The organism is Pseudomonas sp. SIMBA_068 (assembly GCF_046534705.1).
GTDB lineage: Bacteria > Pseudomonadota > Gammaproteobacteria > Pseudomonadales > Pseudomonadaceae > Aquipseudomonas > Aquipseudomonas putida.
In genome coordinates this window covers 176,151-194,966 of sequence record NZ_JAWRYI010000003.1, presented here as the reverse complement: position 1 = coordinate 194,966, position 18,816 = coordinate 176,151, and the positions used below count along the sequence as shown (strand labels likewise).

14 protein-coding genes are annotated in these 18,816 nt (G+C 64.8%); 10 read left to right on the top strand and 4 right to left on the bottom strand.

Going from position 1 to position 18,816, the window contains the following annotated elements:
• The first annotated feature begins 118 nt into the window (after positions 1–118).
• The 7 genes from SB756_RS10035 to SB756_RS10005 all read left to right on the top strand — a co-directional run bounded on the left by SB756_RS10035 (position 119) and on the right by SB756_RS10005 (position 10,199).
• Positions 119–1,282: an efflux RND transporter periplasmic adaptor subunit gene (locus SB756_RS10035; RefSeq protein WP_410910769.1), complete on the top strand. Its 1,164-nt coding sequence runs from the start codon at positions 119–121 to the stop codon at positions 1,280–1,282.
• The gene (locus tag SB756_RS10030) at positions 1,279–4,371 is read left to right on the top strand and encodes a multidrug efflux RND transporter permease subunit (RefSeq protein ID WP_410910768.1); all 3,093 of its coding nucleotides are present in this window, start codon (positions 1,279–1,281) and stop codon (positions 4,369–4,371) included. Before SB756_RS10035 ends, SB756_RS10030 begins: the two co-directional genes overlap by 4 nt.
• A 9-nt stretch (positions 4,372–4,380) precedes the next feature.
• Complete coding sequence (locus SB756_RS10025) at positions 4,381–5,055, top strand: heavy metal response regulator transcription factor (protein ID WP_012270545.1); 675 nt, start codon at positions 4,381–4,383, stop codon at positions 5,053–5,055.
• Positions 5,030–6,433 (top strand): heavy metal sensor histidine kinase, encoded by a 1,404-nt coding sequence (locus tag SB756_RS10020; protein WP_410910767.1) that lies wholly within the window; start codon positions 5,030–5,032, stop codon positions 6,431–6,433. Before SB756_RS10025 ends, SB756_RS10020 begins: the two co-directional genes overlap by 26 nt.
• 287 nt (positions 6,434–6,720) lie before the next feature.
• A complete protein-coding gene (locus tag SB756_RS10015) occupies positions 6,721–6,945 on the top strand; it encodes a hypothetical protein (RefSeq protein WP_341797591.1) in 225 nt (74 codons plus the stop codon).
• 205 nt (positions 6,946–7,150) lie between these two features.
• Positions 7,151–8,485 carry an OprD family porin gene (locus SB756_RS10010; protein ID WP_019470383.1) on the top strand — a complete coding sequence of 445 codons (1,335 nt, stop codon included), beginning with the start codon at positions 7,151–7,153 and terminating at the stop codon, positions 8,483–8,485.
• A gap of 223 nt (positions 8,486–8,708) precedes the next feature.
• Positions 8,709–10,199 (top strand): sensor domain-containing diguanylate cyclase, encoded by a 1,491-nt coding sequence (locus tag SB756_RS10005; RefSeq protein WP_410910766.1) that lies wholly within the window; start codon positions 8,709–8,711, stop codon positions 10,197–10,199.
• On the opposite strand, the gene SB756_RS10000 is transcribed toward SB756_RS10005, so the two are convergent.
• The gene (locus SB756_RS10000) at positions 10,196–10,672 is read right to left on the bottom strand and encodes a ferritin-like domain-containing protein (protein ID WP_138737424.1); all 477 of its coding nucleotides are present in this window, start codon (positions 10,670–10,672) and stop codon (positions 10,196–10,198) included. The genes SB756_RS10005 and SB756_RS10000 overlap by 4 nt on opposite strands.
• A 200-nt stretch (positions 10,673–10,872) precedes the next feature.
• On the opposite strand from SB756_RS10000, the gene SB756_RS09995 reads away from it, so the two are divergent.
• Positions 10,873–11,094 (top strand): DUF3820 family protein, encoded by a 222-nt coding sequence (locus SB756_RS09995; RefSeq protein WP_049277254.1) that lies wholly within the window; start codon positions 10,873–10,875, stop codon positions 11,092–11,094.
• Between the two features lie 60 nt (positions 11,095–11,154).
• On the opposite strand, the gene SB756_RS09990 is transcribed toward SB756_RS09995, so the two are convergent.
• The 3 genes from SB756_RS09990 to ptsP are packed head-to-tail and all read right to left on the bottom strand — an operon-like array spanning position 11,155 to position 16,691.
• Entirely contained in the window at positions 11,155–12,894 is a 1,740-nt protein-coding gene (locus SB756_RS09990; protein ID WP_410910765.1) for a PTS fructose-like transporter subunit IIB, read from the bottom strand.
• A complete protein-coding gene (gene pfkB / locus SB756_RS09985) occupies positions 12,891–13,838 on the bottom strand; it encodes a 1-phosphofructokinase (protein WP_174370510.1) in 948 nt (315 codons plus the stop codon). Before pfkB ends, SB756_RS09990 begins: the two co-directional genes overlap by 4 nt.
• Positions 13,839–16,691, bottom strand: coding sequence for a phosphoenolpyruvate--protein phosphotransferase (gene ptsP, locus SB756_RS09980; RefSeq protein ID WP_410910764.1), 2,853 nt, complete (start codon positions 16,689–16,691; stop codon positions 13,839–13,841). It lies immediately after the preceding gene.
• Between the two features lie 284 nt (positions 16,692–16,975).
• On the opposite strand from ptsP, the gene cra reads away from it, so the two are divergent.
• Both cra and SB756_RS09970 read left to right on the top strand, forming a co-directional pair.
• Positions 16,976–17,971, top strand: coding sequence for a catabolite repressor/activator (cra, locus tag SB756_RS09975; protein ID WP_410910763.1), 996 nt, complete (start codon positions 16,976–16,978; stop codon positions 17,969–17,971).
• A gap of 2 nt (positions 17,972–17,973) precedes the next feature.
• Positions 17,974–18,762: a TatD family hydrolase gene (locus SB756_RS09970; RefSeq protein ID WP_410910762.1), complete on the top strand. Its 789-nt coding sequence runs from the start codon at positions 17,974–17,976 to the stop codon at positions 18,760–18,762.
• Positions 18,763–18,816 lie beyond the last annotated feature (54 nt).

Here is an 18,816-nt window from a genome sequence, read left to right as displayed (position 1 = left end):
CACCAGGTGAAACTGACAGCGCTGTCAGCCAGCCGTCACGCTGCCGACCCGGTTCGGGGGCTATAAGATTGAGTACAGACAACCGTTTCCCTCCCTTCTGGCCAAGGTGCCCGCACCGATGCGACGTCCGTCCCGCTCTGCCTTCCTCGCCGCCCTGGCGCTCCTGGCCCTGGTGGGAGCAGGCATCTGGTTCAGCCAGCGCCAACCCGCACCGGCTAATCGTGCGCAAACCGCCGTGCCGGTACGCGTGGTCAGCGTCGCCCAGCAGGACGTGCCGCGCTATGCCAGCGCCATCGGCTCGGTGCTGTCGCTGCACAGCGTCGAGGTCCGGCCACAAGTGGAGGGCATACTCACTCAAGTGCTGGTCAAGGAAGGCCAATGGGTCAAGCAAGGCGACCTGCTCGCCACCCTGGACGACCGCAGCATCCGCGCCAGCCTCGACCAGGCCCGTGCACAACTCGGCCAGAGCCAGGCACAGATCCAGGTGGCCGGCGTCGACCTCAAGCGCTACCGCCTGCTCAGCAGCGATGACGGCGTGTCCAAGCAAACCCTCGACCAGCAACAGGCGTTGGTCAACCAGCTGCAAGCCACGGTCAAGGGCAACCAGGCGGCCATCGCCAATGCCGAGGTGCAACTCTCCTACACCCAGATACGTTCACCGGTAACCGGGCGCGTCGGCATCCGCAACATCGACCCCGGCAACCTGGTCCGCACCAGCGACACCCAAGGGCTGTTCAGCGTGACCCAGATCGACCCGATCGCCGTGGAGTTCTCGCTGCCGCAACAGATGCTGCCGACCCTGCAAGGCCTGCTCAAGGCGCAAGCCCCTGCGCTGGTCGAGGCCTACATGGATGCCGATGGCGAGCGCAACCTGCTGGGCGCAGGCCACCTTGCGCTGATCGACAACCAGGTTTCGGCCAACACCGGCACGGTGCGGGTCAAGGCCGAGTTCGACAACAAGGACGGCCTGCTGTGGCCGGGGCAACTGGTCACCGTACGATTGCGCACGGCAATGGACGAAGACGCCCTGGTGGTACCGCCCCCCGTGGTGCAACGCAGCATCGATGGCCACTTCGTCTACCGCGTCGACGGCGACAAGGTCACCAGCGTGCCGGTCAAGGTGCTGTACCAGGACAGCACGCTGAACATCGTCGCCGGGGTCAAGGCCGGGGACCAGCTGGTGCTCGACGGCCAGTCGCGCCTCAAACCCGGCTCCAGGGTCGAGATCACCCCTGATGCCCCGGCGCCTGCCGAGTTGGCCGACCGCAGGAGCCAGCCATGAACACCCGCAATGGCGTCTCGGCCTGGTGCATCGACCACCCCATCGCCACCCTGCTGCTGACCTTCGCCCTGGTGCTGCTGGGCGCCATCGCCTTCCCGCGGTTGCCCGTGGCGCCGCTGCCCGAGGCCGATTTCCCGACCATCCAGGTCACCGCCCAGCTGCCCGGTGCCAGCCCGGAAACCATGGCCTCGTCGGTGGCCACGCCGCTGGAGGTGCAGTTCAGCGCCATCCCCGGCATGACCCAGATGACCAGCAGCAGCGCGCTGGGCTCGACTACGCTGATTCTGCAGTTCACCCTCGACAAGAACATCGACACCGCCGCCCAGGAAGTGCAGGCGGCGATCAACACCGCCACCGCCCGCCTGCCCCAGGACCTGCCCAGCCCGCCTACCTGGCGCAAGGTCAACCCGGCCGACAGCCCGGTGGTAATCCTCACCGTCAGCTCTGCACAGATGCCCGGCAACGAGCTCAGCGACTACGCCGAAACCCTCCTGGCCCGCCAGCTCAGCCAGATCGACGGGGTCGGCCTGATCAACATCACCGGCCAACTGCGCCCGGCCATCCGGGTGCAGGCACAACCCGAGAAACTCGCGGCCATCGGCCTGACCCTGGCCGACGTGCGCCAGGCCATCCAGCAGACCAGCCTGAACCTGGCCAAAGGCGCGCTGTACGGCGAGCACAGCGTGTCGACCATTGCCGCCAACGACCAGCTGTTTCACCCCGAAGACTATGCCCAGCTGATCGTCAGCTACCGCAACGGCGCCCCGGTGCACCTGAAGGACGTGGCCAAGGTGATCAACGGTGCCGAGAACGCGTATGTAAGGGCCTGGTCGGGCAATCAGCCGGGGCTTAACCTGGTGATCTTCCGCCAGCCCGGCGCCAATATCGTCGACACCGTGGACCGGGTGCTCGACGCCTTGCCGCGCTTGCAGGAAATGCTGCCGGCCTCGGTTGAAGTGTCGGTGCTGCAGGACCGCACCCAGACCATCCGCAGCTCGCTGCACGAGGTCGAGCTGACCCTGATGATCGCGGTGGCGCTGGTGATCGGGGTAATGGCGCTGTTCCTGCGTCAGTGGTCGGCCACCTTCATTGTCTCCAGCGTGCTCGGCGTCTCGCTGATCGCCACGTGCGCACTGATGTACGTGTTCGGTTTCAGCCTCAACAACCTGACGCTGGTGGCCATCGTCATTGCCGTCGGCTTCGTGGTCGATGACGCGATCGTCGTGGTGGAAAACATCCATCGCCACCTGGAAGCCGGCGACGATAGCCGCACCGCGGCGCTCAAAGGCGCCGGCGAGATCGGTTTCACCGTGGTGTCGATCAGTTTCTCGCTGATCGCCGCGTTCATTCCGCTGCTGTTCATGGGCGGTGTGGTGGGCCGGCTGTTCAAGGAGTTCGCCCTGACTGCCACGGCGACCATCATGATTTCGGTGGTGGTATCGCTGACCTTGGCCCCCACCCTTTCGGCGCTGTTCATGCGCCGACCACCCGGGGACCACCAGGGCGGTTTCGGCCAGCGCCTGCTGGGTTGGTACGAAAAAGGCCTGGATCGCGCGTTGGCCCACCGGCGGACCACACTCGGGGTATTCGGCATTACCCTGGCGCTGGCCGTGGCCGGCTACGTGGGCATCCCCAAAGGCTTCTTCCCGCTGCAGGACACCGGCTTCATTCTTGGCACCACCGAGGCAGCGGCGGATGTGTCCTACCCGTCGATGATCCTGAAGCACCTGGCGCTGGCGAAGATCATCGGTGACGACCCGGCAGTGCGCGCCTATTCGCACTCGGTGGGGGTGACCGGCAGCAACCAGACCATCGCCAACGGCCGTTTCTGGATCTCGCTCAAGCCCCGTGGCGAGCGCGACGTCTCGGCCAGCGAATGGATCGACCGGATTCGCCCGAAACTCGCCCAGGTGCCGGGCATCGTCCTGTACATGCGCGCCGGCCAGGACATCAACCTCAGCTCCGGCCCGTCACGCACCCAGTACCAGTACGTGCTCAAGAGCAACGACGGGGTCGCCCTCAACCTGTGGACCCAGCGCCTGACCGACCGCCTGCGGGAAAACCCGGCGCTGCGCGACCTGTCCAACGACCTGCAACTGGGCGCCAGCGTCACCCGCATCGATATCGACCGCCAGGCCGCGGCGCGTTTCGGCCTGACCACCACCGACGTCGACCAGGCCTTGTACGATGCCTTCGGCCAGCGCCAGATCAGCGAATTCCAGACCGAGACCAACCAGTACAAGGTCATCCTCGAACTGGACGCGCAACAGCGTGGCAAGGCTGAAAGCCTCAATTTCTTCTACCTGCGCTCGCCCCTGACCAACGAGATGGTGCCGCTGTCGGCCCTGGCGCATGTCGCCGCGCCAAGCACCGGGCCGCTGTCGATCAGCCACGACGGCCTGTTCCCGGCCGCCAACCTGTCGTTCAACCTGGCCCCCGGCGTGGCCTTGGGCGATGCGGTGCAGATCCTGGAGCGTGCGCAGCGCGAGCTGGGCATGCCCGACTCGATCACCGGCAATTTCCAGGGCGCCGCCCAGGCGTTCCAGAGCTCGCTGTCGAGCCAGCCCTACCTGATCCTTGCCGCGCTGGTGGCGGTGTACATCATCCTCGGCGTGCTCTACGAGAGCTTCGTCCACCCGCTGACCATCATCTCCACCCTGCCCTCCGCCGGCCTGGGCGCGATCATCCTGCTGTGGGCCAGCGGGCAGGACTTCAGCATCATGGGGCTGATCGGCGTGGTACTGCTGATCGGCATCGTCAAGAAGAACGGCATCCTGCTCATCGACTTCGCGCTCGAAGCCCAGCGCCATCACGGCATGACGCCCGAGCAGGCGATACGCCAGGCCTGCCTGGTGCGCTTCCGCCCGATCATCATGACTACCCTGGCCGCGCTGCTGGGCGCAGTGCCGCTGATGTTCGGCTTTGGCACCGGCGCCGAGCTGCGCCAGCCACTGGGCATCGCGGTGGTGGGTGGCCTGCTGGTGAGCCAGGCCCTGACGCTGTTCACCACCCCGGTCATATACTTGGCCCTGGAGCGCCTGTTCCACCGCCGCCAGGCCGCCCCTGCGGCAGCGCCAAGTGCCAGCTAGGACAAGACCATGCGTGTGCTGATCATCGAAGACGAAGAAAAAACCGCCGACTACCTGCATCGCGGCCTGAGCGAACAGGGCTTTACCGTGGACCTGGCACGGGACGGCATCGATGGCCTGCACCTGGCCCTGGAGGGCGACTACGCAGTGATCGTGCTGGATGTGATGCTGCCTGGCCTGGACGGCTATGGTGTGTTGCGCGCCTTGCGCGCGCGCAAACAGACGCCGGTGATCATGCTGACCGCCCGTGAGCGGGTCGAAGACCGCATTCATGGCCTGCGTGAAGGCGCCGACGACTACCTGGGCAAGCCGTTCTCGTTCCTCGAACTGGTCGCCCGCCTGCAAGCCCTGACCCGCCGCAGCAGCAGCCATGAACCGTTGCAGGTGCAAGTGGCAGACTTGTGGATCGACCTGATGGCACGCAAGGCCACACGCGCCGGCCAGCGTCTGGACCTGACTGCCAAGGAGTTCTCGCTGCTCAGCGTGCTGGCCCGGCGGCAGGGTGAAATCCTGTCGAAGACGGCGATTGCCGAGCTGGTCTGGGACATCAACTTCGACAGCGACGCCAACGTCGTGGAAGTGGCGATCAAACGCCTGCGCGCCAAGCTCGACGGGCCCTTCGACAACAAGCTGCTGCACACCATCCGAGGCATGGGCTATGTTCTGGAAAACCGTGCGGGGTAATTCCATCGCCCTGCGCCTGTCGGCGCTGTTCATTCTGGTGGCGCTGGGTGTATTCCTGCTGATCGGCTGGGCGCTGTATCGCCAGGTCGACCGCAGCCTCGACCTGCTGCCGCAAGCGGAGCTGGACGCGCGCTTCAGCGTGCTCGAATCCACCCTAAACCGCTTCGGCACGCCAGATCACTGGGCCAAGATCAACAACAAGCTTAACCTGCTCAGCGAAGAGGACAAGCGCATCCGCTTCTGGGTGGTCAGCAGCAACCCGGCCTACGACTACGGTCACCCCAGCGAGCTGGTGCGCGCCTTCGCCGAGGGGCCACAGGGCATGCGCGACCTGCACCTGCCTGACCGACCCTACCCGTACAAGGTGCTGGTCAGTGAACTACCGGCGCTGGGCGAACGACCGGCACTGCGCTTTCTGATCGGCATCGACACCGAAACCTTCTGGCAGGCCCAGCACAGCTTGCTGGTGGCGATTGTCGGGCTGGCAGTACTCGGCGTGCTGCTGGCTTCAGTACTGGGTTACTGGGTGGCGCGCATTGGCTTGCGCCCCCTACTGGCGTTGTCCAACGAGGCCCAGGCCCTGGCACCTCCACGCCTGGACGGGCGTTTGCAAACCCATGCCCTGGCGCCGGAGCTGGCACAGTTCGCGGGGGCCTTCAACGCCGCGCTCGACCGGGTCAGCCAGGCCTACTCACGGCTGGAAGCCTTCAACGCCGACGTCGCCCACGAGCTGCGCTCGCCGCTGACCAACCTGATCGGCCAGACCCAGGTCGCGCTGACCCGCGGCCGCAGTGCCGAGCATTACTTCGAAGTGCTGCAATCGAACCTGGAAGAGCTGGAGCGCCTGCGCGGCATCATCAATGACATGCTGTTCCTGGCCAGCGCCGACCAAGGCAGCAAGGCCACCGCCCTGATCCAGGCCTCCCTGGCCGAGGAAGTGGCAACCACCCTCGACTACCTGGACTTCATCCTCGAAGACGCCCAGGTCAGCGTGAGCGTGATCGGCGATGCCCGGGCGCCCATCGAAAAGGCCCATTTCCGCCGGGCGCTGATCAATCTGCTGAACAACGCCGTGCAGCACACCGCGCCGCATCAGGTGATCCAGGTGCAGATCGATGCCGGGCCCAAGCAGGTCAGCATCGCCGTGAGCAACCCGGGGCCGGCGATTGACGATGAGCACCTGCCGTTGCTGTTCGAGCGCTTCTACCGCGTGGATGCGGCGCGCAGCAACAGCGGTGGGGGTAACCATGGGTTGGGGTTGGCGATCGTCAAGGCGATTGCACTGATGCATGGGGGGGAGGTGTTTGTGCGCAGTGGGGCCGGGCTCAATACCTTCGGTATCCAATTGCCGACCTTGAGGCCTGCGCGCTCTGTGTAGGAGCGGCCTTGTGCCGCGAAAGAGTCGCGAAGCGGCCCCAGACTCTTTGGCAGGGCCAAGATTGCCGGGGCTGCTGCGCAGCCCATTCGCGGCGCAAGGCCGCTCCTACAAAGACCGCGCAGGCTCTCTAGTGCGGGGCTTTGCGGCGAAAGTACTATTGCTTTTCTTTGGATCGTTACCTTTTGCGCAACAGTGCTTATCGCACTTCGCTCTGTTTCAAGTGTACTGAAAGGACTAACTTTACCCCTGTCCTCATTAGCACTTGCCCCGCAAGAAGGTAGTTTCAAATGTCCAACAGTATGGGTATTGCCAGCGTCTTCGTCCTGTCTTCCCTGTTGTTGTCGCCCCTGGCCATGGCCGAAGAATCCAGCGCTTTCGTCACCCGTAATGCAGAGCTCGCCGCCGTCCATCAAGATGCCCGCGACGCGGTAGCTGCAAACCAGGCTGACGCCGCCAAAGACGCAAAACAGACAGCTTCCAAAGTTTCTGTCGATGCCAACGCCGACAGCTGATCAAGCGCTGTCACTGCTCCCGATTTCCCTTGGCTACGCATTGGGCACCACCGGTGCCGATATGTTAGCCTTTTAAAGCCGCTGCCGATCAGCGGCTTTTTTTATGTGCTTTAACTCTCAGCCACGCTGTAACGTCTACCTATAAAAAAGACGCACATTCAAAAATAAAAACTGCCCCACCGTCAGACCAAAGGAGCTAGTACCGGTGCCTTCCGCGTTTCGTTTTACCCCGCTATTCATTGCGTTGACTGCAACGATCCCTTTCGCCGCCCAGGCAGATGAAGACAAGGCTGATGGCTTCATCGAAGGCTCGTCCTTCAACCTGCATTTCCGTAATGCCTACTTCAACCGCGACAACCACAACGCTGGCGTGCGTGACACCCGCGAGTGGGGCCAGGGCGCGGTTGCGCGCTTCGAGTCGGGCTACACCCCTGGCGTGATCGGCTTTGGCCTGGATGCACATGCCATGCTGGGCCTCAAGCTGGACGGCGGTGGCGGCCATGCCGGCACCAGCATCCTGCCCGAGCACATCAAGGACGACGGTGAGCTGGGCGCTGCCCCGCATTCGTTCTCCACTGCCGGTGCTGCGATCAAGCTCAAGGCGTTCGACACCGAGCTGAAAGCCGGTGATCTGTTCCTCACCAACCCGGTAATCGCTGGCGGCGAAACCCGCATGCTGCCGCAGACCTTCCGTGGTGTGAGCCTGACCAACACCAGCATCGACGGCCTGCTGCTCGAAGGCGGCCAGGTGAGCTTCACCCACCCGTACAACCAGAGCGGCCACCGCCGCATCGACACCTACTATGGGTCGCTGGACGAGCACGACAAGAGCAAGCACCTTAACTGGGCCGGCGCGTCGTGGAGCGGTACCGAGAACATCACCACCAACCTTTACGCCGCCGAGCTGAAGGACATCTGGAACCAGTACTACGCTGACTTCGACTACACCTACGTGGTCAACGACCTGGTGAGCCTGAACCCGGGCGTGCACTTCTACCACACCCAGGACACCGGCCAGGCCCTGCTGGGCAAGATCGATAACAACACCTACAGCGTTCACTTCACCGTCAACGCAGGCTTCCACAGCGTCACCGCCGCCTACCAGCGGGTCAATGGCAACACGCCATTCGACTACATCAACCTGGGCGACAGCGTGTACCTGGACAACTCGCGCATGTACTCGGACTTCAACGCGCCAAACGAGCGCTCGTGGAAGCTGCAGTACGACTATGACTTCGCCGGTGTCGGCGTGCCTGGCCTGACCACCTCGCTGTCATACTCGCGCGGTGAGGCCGACCTGACCAAGGCCACCCAGGACACCAGTCACTACGACTACTACCGTGAAGATGGCAAGAACGCCACGCACTGGGAACGTGACCTGGACGTGAAGTACGTGTTCCAGGAGGGTGACCTGAAGGACCTGTCGGTACTGGTGCGCTACGCCACCCACCGTGGCAGCCAGGGTTATGCGTCGATCGACAGCAACAGCGACAACGACGAAGTGCGCGTGATCGTCGACTACCCGCTGAACGTGTTCTGATCCAGGACCGCTAGCGAGGGCTCCGCCCTCGATCGCCGGCAAGCCAGCTCCGACAGGTATTGCATAACCGCTAAGCCTGATGCTGTACCTGTGGGAGCTGGCTTGCCGGCGAAGGGCTGCGCAGCAGCCCCAGACGTGATTCCGTCGGACAAATCTTGTCCGACAATCACTGCTTCCCTAGAATGTCGCCGCCGCGAATGGCCCTGCCCACGCAGTAGCGAGCATGCCCACCCGATTACCGCGCTTCTTATTTCACAGGTCGCACCCCGAGCTGACCCTCAACCTGGGCAGTTGCCTTGCCGTGCTCGCCATCGTGGCCATCGTCAGCTTCCTGCTGGCGCGTGAACGTGACAGCGTCGAGCTGTCGGCGATTCGCTCGTCCAACAACATAGTCCAGCTGATCGAAAGCGACATCCTGCGCAACGCCGAACTCTACGACCAGTCACTGCAGGGCCTGATCTGGGCCGTGGGGCGCAAGGAGCTGCCAGACATACCCGGCCCGCTGCGCCAGCGCCTGCTGTTCAATGAAGCCTTCGTCGACCGCAAACGCGGTGACGTGCTATGGCTGGACAAGCAAGGCAATGTGGTGGGCGATTCCACCAGCAGTGTGCCGCGCAAGGCCAACTTTAGCGAAACCGGTGTGTTCAAGGCACACCAGGCCAACGCCAATCTGGGCTTGCTGGTAGGCCCGCCATTCAAGGCCAAGCTCGGCGACCTGGACTGGTGCATCAGCTTCAGCCGGCGCATCCCCGGCCCCGATGGCGAGTTTGCCGGGCTGGCAGCAGGCGCATTGCGCCTGTCGTACTTCAGTGAGCTGTTCCAGCGCCTGGACATCGGTGACGACAGCAGCATCAACCTGTTCAATACCGACGGGCAGCTCCTCGCCCGCCAGCCCTCACGCCCGCAAGACCCGCTGATCGGCACCAACTATGCCGAGCGGCCCAACTTCAAGCGCATCCTCAGCGAACAGAGCGGTAACTTCACAGCCCGGTCTGGCAGCGACGGCAACCCGCGCATGTACACCTTCGCCCGGGTCGCGCAGTTGCCGCTGATCGTGCTGGTGGTGCACTCGGCCGACGAGGTGTTCCAGTCCTGGCGCCGCACCGCGATTCTGGTGAGCGTCGCCACAGGTGTGCTGTGCGTGGGCATTCTCTGGTTGACCCTGCTGCTGGGCCGCGAACTGCGCCGCCGCCAGGAGGCCGAACAGGGCCTGGCGACGTTAGCCGCCACCGACAGCCTGACCGGCTTGGCCAACCGCCGTCGTCTGGACCAGGTGCTGCGCCAGGAATGGGCGCGTGCGCAGCGCAATCGCAAGCCATTGGCCGTGCTGATGGTGGATGTGGACCACTTCAAGGCATTCAACCAACGACACGGCCATGCCGGTGGTGACCACGCGTTGCGGGAGGTGGCCAAAACCATCGAGGCGAGCATCCGCCGTCCTGCAGATCTGGCCGCTCGTTATGGGGGGGAGGAGTTTCAGGTAATACTGCCGGAAACCGACCTTGCCGGTGCGCGGCTGCTGGCCGAGCGCATTCGGACCAGTGTGGAAGCGCTGGCACCTTTTGCCGATGACGCCCACTCGGTGACGGTGAGCATCGGCATAGGCCTGTCCGGCCCCCAGCACGACCTGAGCAGTGTGCTGGGGGCTGCGGACGAAGCGCTCTACCGGGCCAAGGCCAAGGGCCGCAACCGGGTAGAGGGGCCCGACGCTTAGGAGCGGGCGCGGGCGGCGTTGCGCAGGGCCTTGACCTGGTCATGGTTGCGCTGCACGCCTTGCAGCTGTTTTTCCACCAGGTTGTAGGTCATGTCGCTGGCACTGCGGCCCAGTTTTACCAGCTTCTCGCGCGCTTCCTTGTAGGCCTTGAGGGCGTGGTCCTCACCGCGCTCGACCTCGTTCAGCACCGCTTCTTCGTCCTTGCCGGTGACCATCGACTTCAGGTTTACCCAGCCGCGATGCAAGTCGCCGCTGATGCTGGTGGAGGTTTCCGGGTCGCCACCCAGACGGCGCACTTCGCTTTGCAGTTCGCCAGCGGCATTGGCGCATTCACCGGCACGCTGCACGAAGAACGCTTTCAGCTCTGGATTCTTCACGTCATCGGCCGAGGCTTTGAACCCTTTCTCGCCATCCTTGCTGTATTCGATCAGATCGTTGAGTACGTCAATCACGTCTTTGTTGGGGTTGCTCATGGTCGAACTCCTTGGCAGGTGATAGTCATCTACAGAGTTGCAGCGTTCGTGCCATGCTCTCTAAAAAAATAAATTCTTTAGTTTTCAATTACTTGTCGAAACAAAAAGAATGGCTGATACCGGCGTTCTGCATGATCGCCGCTTGGGCCTTCGTGCAGATTGCAGTATGGTCGGCGCTTTCCACTGAAGGTGCGCCGATGATGAAGCCGGAAATGCTCGAATTGCTGGTGACCCGCAGCATGCCGTTCGGCAAATACCAGGGGCGCATCATTGCCGACCTGCCGGGGGACTACCTGGCGTGGTTTGCGCGCAAGGGCTTCCCCACGGGGGAACTGGGCGGGTTGCTGGCGTTGATGCATGAAATCGACCACAACGGGCTGGGGGATCTGCTGGTGCCGTTGCGCAAGAAGCATGGGCGTTGACCTGCTCCGGCCTCTTCGCGGGCATGCCCGCGAAGAGGCCAGTAAAGGCTACAAAAGTCGCTAGCCTTTCACGGGCGCCACGGCCAACTCTACCCGCTCGCTCTTCTTGATCACCGCATACACCACCGCCGTCAGCAGGCTACCCGCCACGATCGCCAGCAAATACAGCAAGGCATGGTTGATCGCATTGGGGATCAGCAGCACGAACAAGCCGCCGTGCGGTGCCATCAGCTTGCAACCGAAGTACATCGACAACGCCCCCGTCAGCGCACCACCGGCGATACTGGCCGGAATCACCCGCAGCGGGTCCTTGGCAGCGAACGGGATCGCCCCTTCGGAAATGAAGCACAGCCCCAGCGCCAACGCGGCCTTGCCCGCCTCACGCTCGCTCTGGGCGAACTTGCGCCGGGCCAGGAATGTGGCGATGCCCAGGCCGATCGGCGGCACCATGCCGGCGGCCATGGTCGCCGCCATCGGTGCGTAGCTCGACGACGCCAGCAACCCCACCGAGAAGGCATAAGCGGCCTTGTTGATCGGCCCACCCAGATCGACACACATCATGCCGCCCAGCAACAGCCCCAGCAGAATGGCATTGGTGGTACCCATGCTGTCGAGGAAGTGCGTGAGGCCCTCGAGCATGGCCGCCACCGGCTGGCCGACCACGTAGATCATCACCAGGCCGGTGACCAGGCTGGCCAGCAGCGGAATGATCAAGATCGGCTTGAGCGCTTCCAGGCTACTGGGCAAGCGCGCCCAGCGGGCAATGGCCTTGGCGCTGTAACCGGCAATGAAGCCGGCGACGATGCCACCGATGAAGCCGGCACCCAAGGTGCTGGCCAGCAGGCCACCGATCATTCCCGGCGCAAGCCCCGGGCGGTCGGCGATGGACCAGGCGATATAGCCCGCCAGCAGCGGCACCATCAGCTTGAACGCGGCCTCCCCGCCGATTTGCATCAACGCAGCCGGCAAGGTGCCCGGCTGTTTGTAGGCCTCGATGCCGAACACGAACGAGAGCGCAATCAACAGGCCGCCCGCCACCACCATGGGCAGCATGAACGACACGCCGGTGAGCAGGTGCTTGTACACACCCGTCTTCTCACCCTTCGCCGTCGTGGCAGCCGCTGCGGCATCGGCGCTGGTTTCCACCTTGGCTTCGGCCAGCGCCTTGTCCAGGGTGGCGCGTGCCTGCTTGAGCGCAATGCCGGTGCCGCACCGGTAGATACGCTTGCCGGAAAACCGCGTGGTAGGCACTTCGATGTCAGCAGCCAGCAGTACGACATCCGCTCCAGCGATGGCCTCGGCAGACAAGGGGTTACGCGCACCGACCGAACCCTGGGTTTCGACTGTGAGCTGATAGCCCATTTGTTGCGCGGCTTGCTGCAAAGCCTCCGCCGCCATGAACGTGTGCGCGACGCCCGTCGGGCAGGCCGTGACTGCGACGATGCGTGTGCCAGCGCTGGCAACCTCGGCCGGCGCGTCTGCTGCAGCTAGCAATAGTTGGGCGTTGGCCGCCGCTTCATCAAGAAAGCCCTCGCGGTCGGCCAGGGCCTGGGATGGCGTGCTCTGGTACACACGCTTGCCGACGAAGCGGGCCAGGTCCACCGGGCCGGTGCTGATCACCAGCACCCAGTCGGCCTCGGCAATCTGCACGGTGCTCAGTTGCCGCTCGGGGTGCCCGGCATCCTGCACTTCCACACTGGTGCTCCAGCCGCGCCGCTGGGCAGCGGCAGACAGCAAGCGCGCGCTCAGCACACTCGACACCTGGCCGTTGGGGCAGGCGGTGACAATGGCAATGTTCATCGGCAACCCTCTTGTTGTTCTGTCAGTTGCACTGCGGCTTCCAGTCGCGCCAGCTGCTCACGGTCACGGATGCCGAAGCCAACCTGGGTGACGGCCTGGGCGGCAATCGCCGTGGCGCGGGCCAGCGTCTGCGCAGGGGCCTCGCCCTGCAGCAGGCCATGGACCATGCCGGCCACCAGCGAATCCCCCGCCCCTACCGTGCTGGCAACCCTTACCTTGGGCGGGCAGGCATGCAGGGCCAGGTCGCGGGCGAACCAGCTGACGCCCTGCTCGCCGGCAGACACCACCACATGTTCGACGCCGCGGCCCAGCAACTGCTCGGCGGCAGCACGTTGCTGCGCTGGGTTATCCACAGCCTGGCCAAGCACTTCGCCGAGCTCTTCAGTATTGGGTTTGACCAACCAGGGCGCGCTTTGCAGGCCGGCGCGCAAGGCCTCGCCGCTGCTGTCCAGCGCCACCTTGAGGCCTAGGGCCTTCAACCGGTCCAGTAACTGGCGGAACCAGTCGGCGCTGATCCCTCGCGGCAGGCTGCCCGCCACCACCACGGCATCGTGCCCCGGGGCGACCTGCTGCAGGCGGTGCAGCAAGGCACTGCATGCCGCCTCGTCGACCTCCGGGCCTTGGCCATTGATGTCCGTGACGCGGCCATCGGCCTCAACCAGCTTGATGTTGCTGCGGGTTTCGCCCGGCACGCGAACAAAGCAGTCGGTAAAGCCGCGCCAGTCGATCAGCGCCTCGAACGGCTGCAGGTTATCGCGCCCGAGGAAACCGCCAACGGTCACGCTGTGCCCCAGGTCGGCCAGTACCTGGGCAACGTTCAGCCCTTTACCCGCCGCGTGGCTCTGTTGGGCCTGGCTGCGGTTGACCTGCCCCGGGCGCAGGGTATCGAGGCCGATGGTGATATCCAGCGCCGGGTTCAGGGTGAGGGTGAGGATCTTGGCCATTCAGTAACGCTCCACCAGCGCGCGAACCGCTGCGGCGCTGTCTTGTTGCAGGGCCTCGCGCGCCAAGGCGCGGGCCGTCTGATGATCGGCCTGGCGAACCAGGGCCTTGACTTCGGCGATGCTGCGCGCGGACACGCTGAGTTCGTCCACGTCCAGCCCCAGCAGCACAGGCACCGCCTGGGGGTCAGCCGCCAGCTCGCCGCACACGCCCACCCATTTGCCGTGGGCATGGGCGGCGCGCACGGTCATGTCGATCAGGCTCAATACCGCCGGGTGCAGGCCGTCGGCCTGGGCCGAAAGGCTGGGGTGGCCACGGTCGATGGCCAGGGTGTACTGGGTCAGGTCGTTGGTGCCGATACTGAAGAAATCCACTTCGCGGGCCAGTTGCGCGGCCAGCAGGGCCGCCGAAGGCACCTCCACCATGATGCCCAGTTGCAGGTCGGCCACCGGGATTTCTGCACGCAGGCGCTCGACCATGGCCCGCGCCTCGCGCCACTCATGCACCTGGCCCACCATCGGGAACATGATGCGCAGCGGGCGCTGGTCGGCAGCCCTGAGCAAGGCGCGCAGCTGGTCTTCCATCACTTGCGGGCGTTGCAAGGTCAGGCGTACGCCACGTACGCCGAGGAAGGGGTTTTCCTCGGCGGTGATCGGCCAGTACGGCAGCGGCTTGTCGCCGCCTACATCGAGGGTGCGCACCACCAGCGGCCTGCCGTCCAGGCCATCGAGCACACGACGGTACTCGGCCTCCTGGGTGGCAACGTCGGGGGCCTGGGTGTGGGCCATGAAAATCAGTTCGGTGCGCAGCAAGCCCACACCTTCGGCGCCCTGCTCCACCACCTTGGCGATGCCGCTGCTCTCACCGATGTTGGCGAACACTTCCACGGCGTGGCCATCGCGGGTGACAGCGGGTTCAAAACGGTTGGCCCAGGCGGCTTGCAAACGCTGTTCGCGCGCATCACGCTCGGCCAGCGCACGTTGCAACTCATCCTCCGGCGGTGCCACGCTGACCACGCCGCGCTGGCCATCCAGCAGCAATGGTGTGCCAGCTTCCAGCAACAGGATCGCCGCCCCCGCGCCGACCACCGCCGGGATGCCCAAGGCACGGGCCACAATGGCGCTGTGGGCGGTGGCACCACCCTGTGCAGTGACAATACCGGCGACCCGGTTTGGGTCCAGCCGGGCGACGTCGGAAGGGCCAACTTCGGTCATCACCAGTACGTACGGTTGCTCGGGCTCAGCCTGGGCGTGCACACCGCACAACTGCGCCAGCACGCGGCGGCCGATGTCGCGCAAATCGGCGGCGCGCTCGGCCAGCAGGGCATCGTGCAACGCCTCCTGCTGGCGGGCTGCGGCTTCGATCACTGCCATCCACGCCGCCGCAGCGCTTTCCCCCTGGGCAAGGCGCTGCTCGACATCATCGGTCAAGGCCGGGTCGGCGAGCATTTCCTGGTGAGTGACGAAAATCTCGCCAATGGCCTTGTCGCTGCGCTGGACCAAGGCCTGCAGCTCACTGTGCACCGTTGCCAGGGCCTGGCGCAGCTTTTGCCGTTCCTGGGCACAGGACTCCCCGCGCAGGGGGTAGTCGAACTCACGCTCGACACACACATGGGCAGGGCCACTGGCAATGCCGGGGGCAGCGCCCACGCCCTGAACCCGGCTACCGGCCGCGGGGGCTTGCAGCACCTGGGCGGCAACACTGGCAGCGGGCTCCGCACTTTGCGGCAGCGGCTCCACCTCTTCACCCAGGCCTTGTTCGATAGCAGCCAGCAGCACCGGCAAGGCATCGGCGGCGATACCCGGCTCGGCCACCAGTTCCAGGGCCTGGCCACGACGGGCACCGAGGCTGAGCAGCTTGCTCAGGCTCTTCACCGACACCGCCGGCTGCGCGCTGTCGACCAGACGTATACGGATTTCCCCTTCAAAACCTTTCGCCAGTTGCGCCAGCACCTTGGCCGGGCGGGCATGCAAGCCATGCGGGTTGGCCAGCACAATGCGCGCGCTGGGCCAGTCTGCTGGCGCCTCGCCGCCCAGCACTTCCAGCACTGCACGGCTGCTGGTGGCCTGATAGAGCATCTGCCCGCGGCCTTCGATCAGCACTTCACACAGCCGCTCAAGCAGGGCCTGATGAGCCGCACCAAGGCTGGCCAGGCAGAACAGTCCATTGAGCGGCTGGTCGCGGTAACGCAGTGGCTGCTGTGGGGTAATAAAAGCCAGGCCCGGCTGGCGCACCTGGCGCTCGCTGTGCAGCCACCACAGGCCCTCGCCCAGTGGCAGCGGCTCGGCCTGCTGCAGCACAGCGGCAAAACCGCTGTCGACGCAGTCGGCGCGCTGCAACAGGCGGGCACCGCGCCAGGCCAGTTCGTCGAAGTCTTCAGCCGGCAGGTTCAGGCCGACCAGTTGCGCATCCAGCGCCAGCTCTTGTGGCGCGCCTTGCAGCAGCTTGAGCAGTGCTTCGGCGGAACTGGCCCGGCGCAGCGCTTCGGCCAGGTCGGTTTCGCCCAGGGCGCGGGTCAGCAGTTGCAGCAAGCGCAGGTGTTCGTCGGAACGGGCGGCGATACCGATGGCCAGATAGACCATTTGCCCATCGCCCCAGTCCACGCCTTCGGGAAACTGCAACAGACGCACGCCGGTGGCATACACCAGATCACGGGTTTGCGGGGTGCCATGGGGGATGGCGATGCCCTGGCCAAGGAAGGTGGAGCCTTGCGCCTCGCGATCCTGCAACCCCTGCAGGTACCCCTGCGCGACAAGGCCGTCGGCAACCAGCCGGTCCGCCAGCAGGCGCAACGCCGCGGCCTTGTCGGCGGCCGTCTGGCCCATGGCTATCTGCTCCTTGGCGAGTTCGAGCATGACCTTCTCCTTTTGCAGTTCCCGGTCGGGTACTGGAGTATTGTTGTGAAATTCACATGAAGGGCCAGTTCAACAGCCTTGCACAGATGGCAGCCGAGGCAGAAAATTCGGCAGCTGAAACGTTTAATCTGACCAGGCGGCCACGTTACTCGATAATCTGCCCGGTAAAAAGCCCCATCCTGTCGGACAATTGCGACAATGGTCGTCTGCGCATGGCGCCAGCGCCGGGTCAAAATACCCGGTCCGGCCTCAGAGCCAGCCCCGGAAATAACAAGGAAAATTCGGTGAAACTCAGCGATATCGCCCGTCTGGCCGGTGTGTCCGTGACCACGGCCAGCTACGTCATCAACGGCAAGGCTGAACAGCAGCGCATCAGCAACGCCACTGTCGAACGGGTGCGCGCGGTGGTCGAAGCCCACGGCTTCACACCCAACCCGCAGGCCGCCGGCCTGCGCAGCCGACACACCCGCACCCTGGGCTTCATTCTCCCGGATCTGGAGAACCCCAGCTACGCCCGCATCGCCAAGCAGCTGGAGCAAGGCGCCCGCGCCCGTGGCTACCAGTTGCTGATCGCCAGCAGCGACGACCAGCCCGACAGCGAGCGCCAGTTGCAGCAACTGTTCCGCGCGCGCCGTTGCGATGCCCTGTTCGTCGCCAGCTGCCTGCCGCCGGAAGACGACAGCTACCGCGATATGCAGGACAAAGGCCTGCCGGTGATCGCCATCGACCGCCGGCTGGACCCTACGCACTTCTGCTCGGTCATCAGCGATGATCGCGATGCCAGCCGGCAATTGGCTACCAGCCTGCTCAGCGTCGCCCCACGCAGCATTGCCCTGATAGGCGCACGCCCCGAGCTGTCAGTCAGCCAGGCGCGTGCCGGCGGGTTCGACGAAGCCCTGCAAGGCTATACCGGTGATGTCCGTCGCTACCAGGGCGAGGCGTTCAGCCGTGAGTGCGGCCAGCGCCTTATGCAACAGCTTATCCATGACCTGGGCGGCCTGCCGGATGCCCTGGTGACCACCTCGTACGTGTTGCTGCAAGGGGTGTTCGACACCCTTCAGGCACGCCCTGCCGACTCGCGCCAGTTGCAGCTGGGCACCTTTGGTGACAACCAGTTGCTCGACTTCCTGCCACTGCCGGTCAATGCCATGGCCCAGCAGCATGGCCTGATTGCCGCCACCGCGCTGGAACTGGCGCTGGCCGCAATCGAGGAAAAACGCTACGAACCTGGCGTGCATGCCGTGGGCCGCACCTTCAAGCAGCGCATCACGGCGGCCTGAACATGCGCCTGATCGACACCCACACCCACCTGGACTTCCCCGACTTCGACGCCGACCGCCCGCGCCTGCTGGCCAACGCGGCGGCACGCGGGGTGGAACGGATGGTGGTACTGGGGGTGTACCAGGCGAATTTCCAGCGGGTGTGGGACCTCGCCTGCACCGATCAGCGCCTGTTCGCAGCTCTCGGCCTGCACCCGGTGTACCTCGACCAGCATCGCCCGGAGCACCTGACGCAACTGCGCGAATGGCTGGAACGCCTGCATGGCGACCCACGGCTGTGCGCCGTGGGTGAGTTTGGCCTGGACTACTACCTCGAAGACCTGGACAAAATACGCCAACAGGACCTGTTCGAAGCGCAACTGCAAATGGCCTGCGACTTCGAACTGCCCGCGCTGTTGCACGTACGCCGCAGCCATGCCCAGGCAATCGCCACGCTCAAGCGCTACAAGCCGGCGCGGGCGGGCGTGATTCATGCGTTTGCCGGCAGTTACGAAGAGGCGCGCGAATACATCAAGCTAGGCTTTCGGCTTGGGCTTGGCGGTGCCGGCACCTGGCCACAGGCGCTGCGGCTGCGCAAGACGCTGGCGCGCCTGCCACTGGAGAGTGTGGTGCTGGAGACCGATGCGCCGGATATGGCGCCGGTGATGTACCCGGGGCAACGGAACAGCCCGGAGCATCTGCCGGACATTGCCGGGGCGCTGGCCCAGGTGATGGGAGTGGATGTAGAGGCGCTGGCGCAAGCCAGTAGCCGCAATGCTTGCGAGTTGTTTGGCTGGTGCTCGCCTTTGTAGTTGCTGCGCCTGGCAGATCGAGCGCCGCCCGCGCGGCGCTCGATCTGCCAGGCG

Excerpts from the sequence above, each read along its gene's own strand:
- SB756_RS09990 (WP_410910765.1), bottom strand. The coding sequence starts at position 12,894 with ATGAACATTGCCATTGTCACCGCCTGCCCCAACGGCCAGGTGTCGAGT.
- ptsP (WP_410910764.1), bottom strand. The coding sequence starts at position 16,691 with ATGCTCGAACTCGCCAAGGAGCAGATAGCCATGGGCCAGACGGCCGCC.
- pfkB (WP_174370510.1), bottom strand. The coding sequence starts at position 13,838 with ATGGCCAAGATCCTCACCCTCACCCTGAACCCGGCGCTGGATATCACC.
- SB756_RS10020 (WP_410910767.1), top strand. The coding sequence starts at position 5,030 with ATGTTCTGGAAAACCGTGCGGGGTAATTCCATCGCCCTGCGCCTGTCG.
- SB756_RS10015 (WP_341797591.1), top strand. The coding sequence starts at position 6,721 with ATGTCCAACAGTATGGGTATTGCCAGCGTCTTCGTCCTGTCTTCCCTG.
- SB756_RS10035 (WP_410910769.1), top strand. The coding sequence starts at position 119 with ATGCGACGTCCGTCCCGCTCTGCCTTCCTCGCCGCCCTGGCGCTCCTG.
- SB756_RS10000 (WP_138737424.1), bottom strand. The coding sequence starts at position 10,672 with ATGAGCAACCCCAACAAAGACGTGATTGACGTACTCAACGATCTGATC.
- SB756_RS09995 (WP_049277254.1), top strand. The coding sequence starts at position 10,873 with ATGAAGCCGGAAATGCTCGAATTGCTGGTGACCCGCAGCATGCCGTTC.
- SB756_RS10025 (WP_012270545.1), top strand. The coding sequence starts at position 4,381 with ATGCGTGTGCTGATCATCGAAGACGAAGAAAAAACCGCCGACTACCTG.
- SB756_RS10005 (WP_410910766.1), top strand. The coding sequence starts at position 8,709 with ATGCCCACCCGATTACCGCGCTTCTTATTTCACAGGTCGCACCCCGAG.
- SB756_RS10030 (WP_410910768.1), top strand. The coding sequence starts at position 1,279 with ATGAACACCCGCAATGGCGTCTCGGCCTGGTGCATCGACCACCCCATC.
- SB756_RS09970 (WP_410910762.1), top strand. The coding sequence starts at position 17,974 with ATGCGCCTGATCGACACCCACACCCACCTGGACTTCCCCGACTTCGAC.